Here is a 6,375-nt window from a genome sequence, read left to right as displayed (position 1 = left end):
GGAATATTATGAGGGAGTACATGGCATAAAGTACAGACTATCGGATATTCTCTAAACAAAAAAGGACCGGGCGGTTTTTGCCCGGTTTTTCTTAGAAGCATAGATCATAATCAATAGGTTCCGCCAGTAGGTGCTCCCATATAAGGTCTTTCACGTTCACAAATAGAACAAGCGATAACAACTAACAGGATAAACAGGACGAGAATTGTACCAACACGAGCTTCTTCTCTAAAGAAATCCATTCTTGATCACCTCCTTTTGTTTATTCTTGTCTAATATATGTGAGAATCTATCAGTATGAATAAACCAATATCCTTTAGATATAAAAAGAAACGTATACCTACCTGATAGGCAGTGAAACTATCACAGGTACGTGTGTGATCAATTTATAAAAACAAAAAAGCCTTCAAAAGAAGGCTTTTTTGTTGGGGTGCTGCCAGGCGGGTGGCGGCGACTGCGGTCCGGACGTGAAGCGGGGTATGGCTGCAAAGGGCGGGAGAATGCGTCTGTATTGCATGGTGGGAGGCAGGGCGCAAAAACAGAAAGGCAGGTGAAGAAAGATGGCATATGCATATATGAGTCAAAGCGGCACGCTACATATTGTTGATGATGAGGCAACAGCGAAAGAATTTAGTGTCAACGGTAAAATCGTGACGACTGACGTTCCGCATCGCGGCGGATATGAGATTGATGCGAAAGGCGAAAGTCTTATCACAGAAGATGGAGTCGTGCACGTGGATGATGCGAAAAGACCGGGTGTGAGTCTGGACCAGTATCCGGAGTTGAAGGCATTGTATGAGGCTGTGAAGTAAAAAAAATACGGGGAACGGATTGTCACGTTATGTTATCCGATACAAAGTGCACGCTGGGCTTTAGTCCGGCGTTGGCTGCTTAATTAGATTGAGTGGCGAGCGGCGGGCTAAATTTTGCAGGAAAATATCTCCTTTTGTCGAATAGTTAGGCAGGGGGAGGTGAGGAATATGACATTTAAACAAATTGATATTTTCTACGGAGAATTGACTGACGCTAAAAAAAGAGCAAATGATTTTTTATCAGAACTTCGAGATGATGAAGTCATTAGTGTAGATGTTCAGGATTTAGGGCTTAAAACAATTGAAAACGACCCTTCACGACTTGTGAATATTGTTGTTGTGTATTTAAAGAAGGAAAAAAGTCAAGAGGTAAACTACGATCCTGAAGTATTGAAAAATCTTGTTCCCAGAAAACCTAAAAACTGATTCTTGGAAGCATCCTTCGGGGTGCTTTTTATTTTACATACCTATTACATCAGTTAGGAGATGAGGTGATATGTAGTGATCAGACAGCGTGACCCAGAACATCAAGTATAGTTTCGTGAGAGAGAAGCTGAGAGCAGACCTTTTTGCATTACATTCTGGACATTTTTACGGGTTAAAATGTGTACTCGGTAAACTGGACACAAGTAAGGATTGCGAAGAGGCCATTCCTATCGGAACGGCCCTTTTGTTTTATACATCAAAGAAGATTCCAGATGATAGCTCAGACCATTGAGATGAATTCATCGCGCGAGCGGGTTTGATTTGCTTTAATGATTTTAAGGGTTTAAGTTGTTTAAGATTTTTCATAGGTTTCATTTGTTTCATGGGCTTCATTGGTCCACCTGTAGCTTCACTTGTAAAGAAAACACATTGCCCATTATTATCGCGTATCCATCCATTTTCATAGACACCCAAATGTTTACCGGAATAAGTATAAACGGAGTTTTGGTATAGATACGCTACAGGCTTACCATTAAACAAGTAAATATGTTCGCCGTCTTGAGTGTAAGCTATAGGCTCACCGCGTTTATTATAAAAAGTAGTCTCCGACATTCATTTTCACCTCCATTCTTTTACAAATTTCTACAAAAAGAGAAGTAATCCTTCTATTGTGAATTGATTAATGGTGATGAAATAATGGAGATTAAATTGAAGTTAATAGTAAAATTTACCAAAATAGAAAGAAATTTAACCGCTCTGAGAGTGGCTTTTTCTTTTATATGAACTTTGGAGGTGGGTGATGATGTAGATGGCGAAATTAACTCCTAAACAGCAGAGGTTTGTTGATGAGTATCTGATTGACCTAAACGCTACCCAGGCAGCCATACGGGCTGGATTTAGTGTGAGGACAGCTGAACAGCAAGGGTATCAGCTCCTTCAGAAAACTTCAGTTTCAGATGCAATCGCCAAGGCCATGGCAGAGCGTTCGAGACGGACAGGAGTTTCTCAGGATCGCATTGTGGAGCAGTTAGCCAAGATTGCATTCTCGGACCTAAAGGATTATGTGGAGTGGGATGGAGACAGAATCACCCTGAAAGACAGCAGCGAGGTTGATGGTTCGGTCATCCAATCGATTACGGAAACGATGCTGCCTAAAGGTGGCATTAAGAAGGAAATCAAGTTGAATGACAAGATGAAGGCCCTTGAATTACTTGGCAAGCATCTAGGGATGTTCAAAGAACAGATTGAGCATTCTGGTGCAATCATAAATAAAAACGTTGACCTCAGTTATCTTACCGACGAGGAACTGGATAAGGTGCTGAAGCAATATGACAACGATTAGACAGCTAAAAGAGGAAAAACTCCGCCGCATTCGCGAGAAGAAGATTGAAGCAGCGCGTGATTCGTTTTGGGAATATTGTAAGGTTCGTGCTCCTGAATTTTACAAAGAGCATCGCCATCATCTGAAAACCATTTGCCATACGCTTGAATCGTTATACAGGGGCACGCTATTGAAACCAAACGGTGAGTCGTACGAAAACTTAATGATGAACCTTCCACCGCGTCACGGGAAAAGCCGGACGCTTATTTTATTTTGTGAGTGGGTATTCGGGCAGAACCAAACAAACCGAATCATTACAGCTTCCTATAACGAGTCACTGGCTACGGACTTTTCTCGGTTTACCCGGGATGGGATAAGCGAAGAAAAAGCTTTCCCCCATGAGATTGTCTTTAGTGACATTTTCCCGGGTGTGAAGATAGCGGATGGGAATGCCTCCTTTCGACAATGGGCGTTGGAAGGACAATTCTTCAGTTATAAAGGCGCTGGTATCGGCGGTTCAGTAACAGGGCGCGGCGGTAACATTCTTATCGTAGACGACCCTGTGAAGAACGCAGAGGAAGCCTTTAACGAGCTGGCATTGGATAAACAGTGGCAATGGTATACGGGTACGTTTCTTTCCCGGCAAGAGCAGAAGGAACACTCTATTAAAATCATCAACATGACACGGTGGAGCAAGAAAGACCTGTGTGGTCGGATACTAGATGGTCCAGAAGCTGATGAATGGTATGTGTTACTGATGCCCGTAGAGGATGAGGAAGGAAACATGCTGTGTCCTGACCTGTTGAGCAAGAAGCGACTGGAAAGCTTTAAGAAAACGATGGACGAGGCGATACTTAACGCGAACTATTACCAAAAGCCCGTTGACATGAAAGGCAGGCTGTACAAGTCGTTTAAGACGTATGAAGAGTTGCCGAGAGATAGTGACGGTAATTTGTTGTTTGAAAAGATTATCGCCTACGTGGATACCGCAGACACCGGGGAGGATTACCTGTGCGCCCCGATTGCCGGTGTGTACCAGGGCGAACTATATATGCTGGATGTTCTCTATACCAAAGAGGGCATGGAGATTACAGAACCACAGACAGCAGCTATTCTGGTCCGTAACAACGTAGTCACCGCAAAGATAGAGTCAAACAACGGCGGTCGCTCCTTTGCTCGCAACGTGGAACGGCTCATATGGGAACGACACAACACTCGTAAGGTCAACGTGCAGTGGTTCCACCAGAGCAAGAATAAGCAGGCCAGAATCCTTTCTAATAGCGTGTATGTCATGGAGCATATATATTTCCCAATTGATTGGAAAACCCGATGGCCGGAGTATTACAAGGCCATGACGGAGTATCAGAAGGAAGGGAAGAACAAGCATGATGATGCTCCGGATGCTACGACCGGGCTGGTGGAGATGATGGATGCTCCTGTTATTTTAGGTTCCGCAATAGAAATAAATCCTGATGATATTTTAGGCTTATAGATTGGAGGTGATACTATGGCAGGAAGGATGTCAGCTTTAAAAACTCGGGTATTGGACTTTTTCGGTCGTAAGCAATCAACGCTACCTGAATCCAATCAGGATAGACCGGGAAAAGACGAAATACCCATGGCTTCCTATGCGGAATCACATTCATTATATGTGTTTGACCAATTTCAGGTTGCAGTGGACCGGATAAGCATTATAAGAGACGTACAGGAGCTGTGTAAGAACGATTTGCGGTTTGCCATGACCAATAAGAGGGTAGCGGCAGATGCTGCAAGGGGTGGCTTTAAAGTCGTTGTACAGGGCAGTGAAGAGCATAGGAAGCTGCTTAAGCGTCGTGGGAAATCACTCAATCGTTTAACTGCAGGTTCGAATATCGCGCAGCAGGTGATTGATGATTTCCTTAAACGAACGAAACTTTCCGCAAAAGCTGAAAACTACTTGCGTGCGTTGCCCAGGGATGGGGATTTATTCTTAAATCCCATTGTTGACCTGTCAGCTGGTCTGGTTCTTGATATCAGGCGGGCTCCTGCACTCACAATCAAGCGGAACTCGGATGAATTCGGGGAATTTCCAGATATCGAGCGGGCCTTTTCGCAGATTGACCCGCGCACTCAAATCAACACGCTAATGGAAATCGGTCCGCCAAGTGTAAGTCGTACAGACTTCGCGCTATACCAGATGAATCACGTTCGCTGGCTGATGGAAGAAACACTTCCTTATGGAACTTCTCATTATGCTTCCGCACGGAAAACGCATAAAATTCTTGAGAGGATGGAGAAAGCAGCTGCCATCCGGCGGGAATTTAGGAGCGTACTAAAGTTCAACCATAAGATGCCTGATGATGCTAAAGAGCAAGATGTTATTCAATATAAACGTGATGTTGGACTCATCGATAAAAACGGCAGACCTACGAGAAACGCCCATCTGCTTTCTGACTTTGTAGGAACGGCGGAGGTTAAATCATTACAGGGCGATGCCAATCTATCAGAGATGGACGACATTAAATACTTTGATGATTTGCTCTGGCTCAACCTTGGTATTCCTAAAACGATTGTAACCGGCGGGAAAGAGATTAACCGAGACATCCTTAAAGTACAGTACCCAGCCTATCTTAAGACACTTAACGACCTAACCGACACGCTGGAATATGGAGATGCCGGTTATTTTTCCGGGTTGCGCGACCTTATAGACTTGCAGCTACTATTGGACGGGATCAATCCGGATGCTGTTGAATATGACATTGTTTGGTCGCAGAAAACCGCAGAGACGGAAAATGAAATCGTTGACCGTGTACAAATTGCTCTGGGTGCGAATGGCGGCGAGAAACTTATTACCCGTCAAAAAGCTATCCAGGTAATCGCCGAGTCGTATGATATTGAAGACCCGGTGGAAATGGCTAAGTTGGTTGAGGAAGAAGAGGCAAGGAAAGCGGCACAAGTAGGCCAAATTCAGCAAGCGGCCGCCGCACATACCGTGAGAATACCAGGAACCAGTAAACTTAATGCAGTGGGCAACCAGGCGGCAGAAAAGCGCGATAATCAGCCGGTGGTCGATGTTGTTTTAGAAGACCGGACAGAATTTCAAACGATTGAAGACAAGGCGAAGGAGACAGTCCTTCGTTTTTTTCGTTCTATCTATAAAAAAATGACGGAGTATTACGGCGCTATCACTGATTCTGTCATTCTTGACTTCTCGGCGGATGAGATTCTATCAATTCTTGACGACGCCTGGGATGAAAATGAAAGCACGTACCGGGTTGGTATTGTAAAGAATATGACAGAGGCTGGATTACTGGGCGCAGATCGGGCGGTACAACTTGTGATGGACTTTAACCAGGGGAAATCAAAAGACCCCGCAGCAGACCACGAAATGAGCCTTAAAATGCGAATCGTTCGGGATGATATTTACGATGATCTACTGAATGAATCATCCACTCGTATTGTTGGGATAAAGAGCACAACGCAGGCGATGTTACGGGATACCCTAGCGGAAGGATTCGAGGATAACCTTGGCTGGAAAGAGCTCATGAAGCAAATCCAGCCAATCATCGTTGACCCTGTGCGAGCGGAAATGATTGCCCGAACGGAATTATCATGGGCTTACACCAGGATGCAGAAACGTATCTATCAGGATGCGGGGTTTACGAAAGTAGAATGGCATGCAGTTCTGGACCAGCGCACTTGTCCGGTATGCCGGAGCCGCAACGGGGATGTTTATTCAATGGATGACCATCCGGATATGCCGGCTCATCCGCGCTGCCGATGTTCATTTTTGCCGGCAGAATAACTTGTGTGTCCGATAATTTACATTATGGTAAA

General features: G+C 44.5%; 7 protein-coding genes. 5 read left to right on the top strand and 2 right to left on the bottom strand.

All coding sequences use genetic code 11. The features are described 5' to 3' along the window. Positions 1–110: 110 nt before the first annotated feature. Complete coding sequence (locus H525_RS28970) at positions 111–242, bottom strand: hypothetical protein (protein WP_281172604.1); 132 nt, start codon at positions 240–242, stop codon at positions 111–113. 318 nt (positions 243–560) lie between these two features. On the opposite strand from H525_RS28970, the gene H525_RS0110760 reads away from it, so the two are divergent. Together H525_RS0110760 and H525_RS0110755 are read left to right on the top strand one after the other, a co-directional pair. Further along, entirely contained in the window at positions 561–812 is a 252-nt protein-coding gene (locus H525_RS0110760; protein ID WP_027416223.1) for a hypothetical protein, read from the top strand. Between the two features lie 168 nt (positions 813–980). Further along, a complete protein-coding gene (locus H525_RS0110755) occupies positions 981–1,238 on the top strand; it encodes a hypothetical protein (protein ID WP_027416222.1) in 258 nt (85 codons plus the stop codon). Between the two features lie 249 nt (positions 1,239–1,487). On the opposite strand, the gene H525_RS0110750 is transcribed toward H525_RS0110755, so the two are convergent. Continuing rightward, a complete protein-coding gene (locus H525_RS0110750; RefSeq protein ID WP_027416221.1) occupies positions 1,488–1,850 on the bottom strand; it encodes a 4-fold beta flower protein in 363 nt (120 codons plus the stop codon). Between the two features lie 196 nt (positions 1,851–2,046). On the opposite strand from H525_RS0110750, the gene H525_RS0110745 reads away from it, so the two are divergent. From H525_RS0110745 to H525_RS0110735, 3 genes are read left to right on the top strand one after another with little or no spacing between them, the layout of a single operon-like run. Then, complete coding sequence (locus H525_RS0110745) at positions 2,047–2,580, top strand: terminase small subunit (protein ID WP_027416220.1); 534 nt, start codon at positions 2,047–2,049, stop codon at positions 2,578–2,580. Further along, positions 2,567–4,051 (top strand): phage terminase large subunit, encoded by a 1,485-nt coding sequence (gene terL, locus H525_RS0110740; RefSeq protein ID WP_035100683.1) that lies wholly within the window; start codon positions 2,567–2,569, stop codon positions 4,049–4,051. Before H525_RS0110745 ends, terL begins: the two co-directional genes overlap by 14 nt. A gap of 15 nt (positions 4,052–4,066) precedes the next feature. After that, entirely contained in the window at positions 4,067–6,343 is a 2,277-nt protein-coding gene (locus H525_RS0110735) for a portal protein (protein WP_027416218.1), read from the top strand. The last annotated feature ends 32 nt before the right edge of the window (positions 6,344–6,375 follow it).

It is taken from the genome of Aneurinibacillus terranovensis DSM 18919 (assembly GCF_000430625.1).
In the GTDB taxonomy this organism is placed as follows: Bacteria; Bacillota; Bacilli; order Aneurinibacillales; family Aneurinibacillaceae; genus Aneurinibacillus_B; species Aneurinibacillus_B terranovensis.
This window is presented reverse-complemented; position numbering and strand designations above follow the sequence as displayed.

Bases quoted from the DNA above. Each gene is read 5' to 3' on its own strand.
- H525_RS28970 (WP_281172604.1), bottom strand. From the start codon at position 242: ATGGATTTCTTTAGAGAAGAAGCTCGTGTTGGTACAATTCTCGTCCTG.
- H525_RS0110760 (WP_027416223.1), top strand. From the start codon at position 561: ATGGCATATGCATATATGAGTCAAAGCGGCACGCTACATATTGTTGAT.
- H525_RS0110755 (WP_027416222.1), top strand. From the start codon at position 981: ATGACATTTAAACAAATTGATATTTTCTACGGAGAATTGACTGACGCT.
- H525_RS0110750 (WP_027416221.1), bottom strand. From the start codon at position 1,850: ATGTCGGAGACTACTTTTTATAATAAACGCGGTGAGCCTATAGCTTAC.
- H525_RS0110745 (WP_027416220.1), top strand. From the start codon at position 2,047: ATGGCGAAATTAACTCCTAAACAGCAGAGGTTTGTTGATGAGTATCTG.
- terL (WP_035100683.1), top strand. From the start codon at position 2,567: ATGACAACGATTAGACAGCTAAAAGAGGAAAAACTCCGCCGCATTCGC.
- H525_RS0110735 (WP_027416218.1), top strand. From the start codon at position 4,067: ATGGCAGGAAGGATGTCAGCTTTAAAAACTCGGGTATTGGACTTTTTC.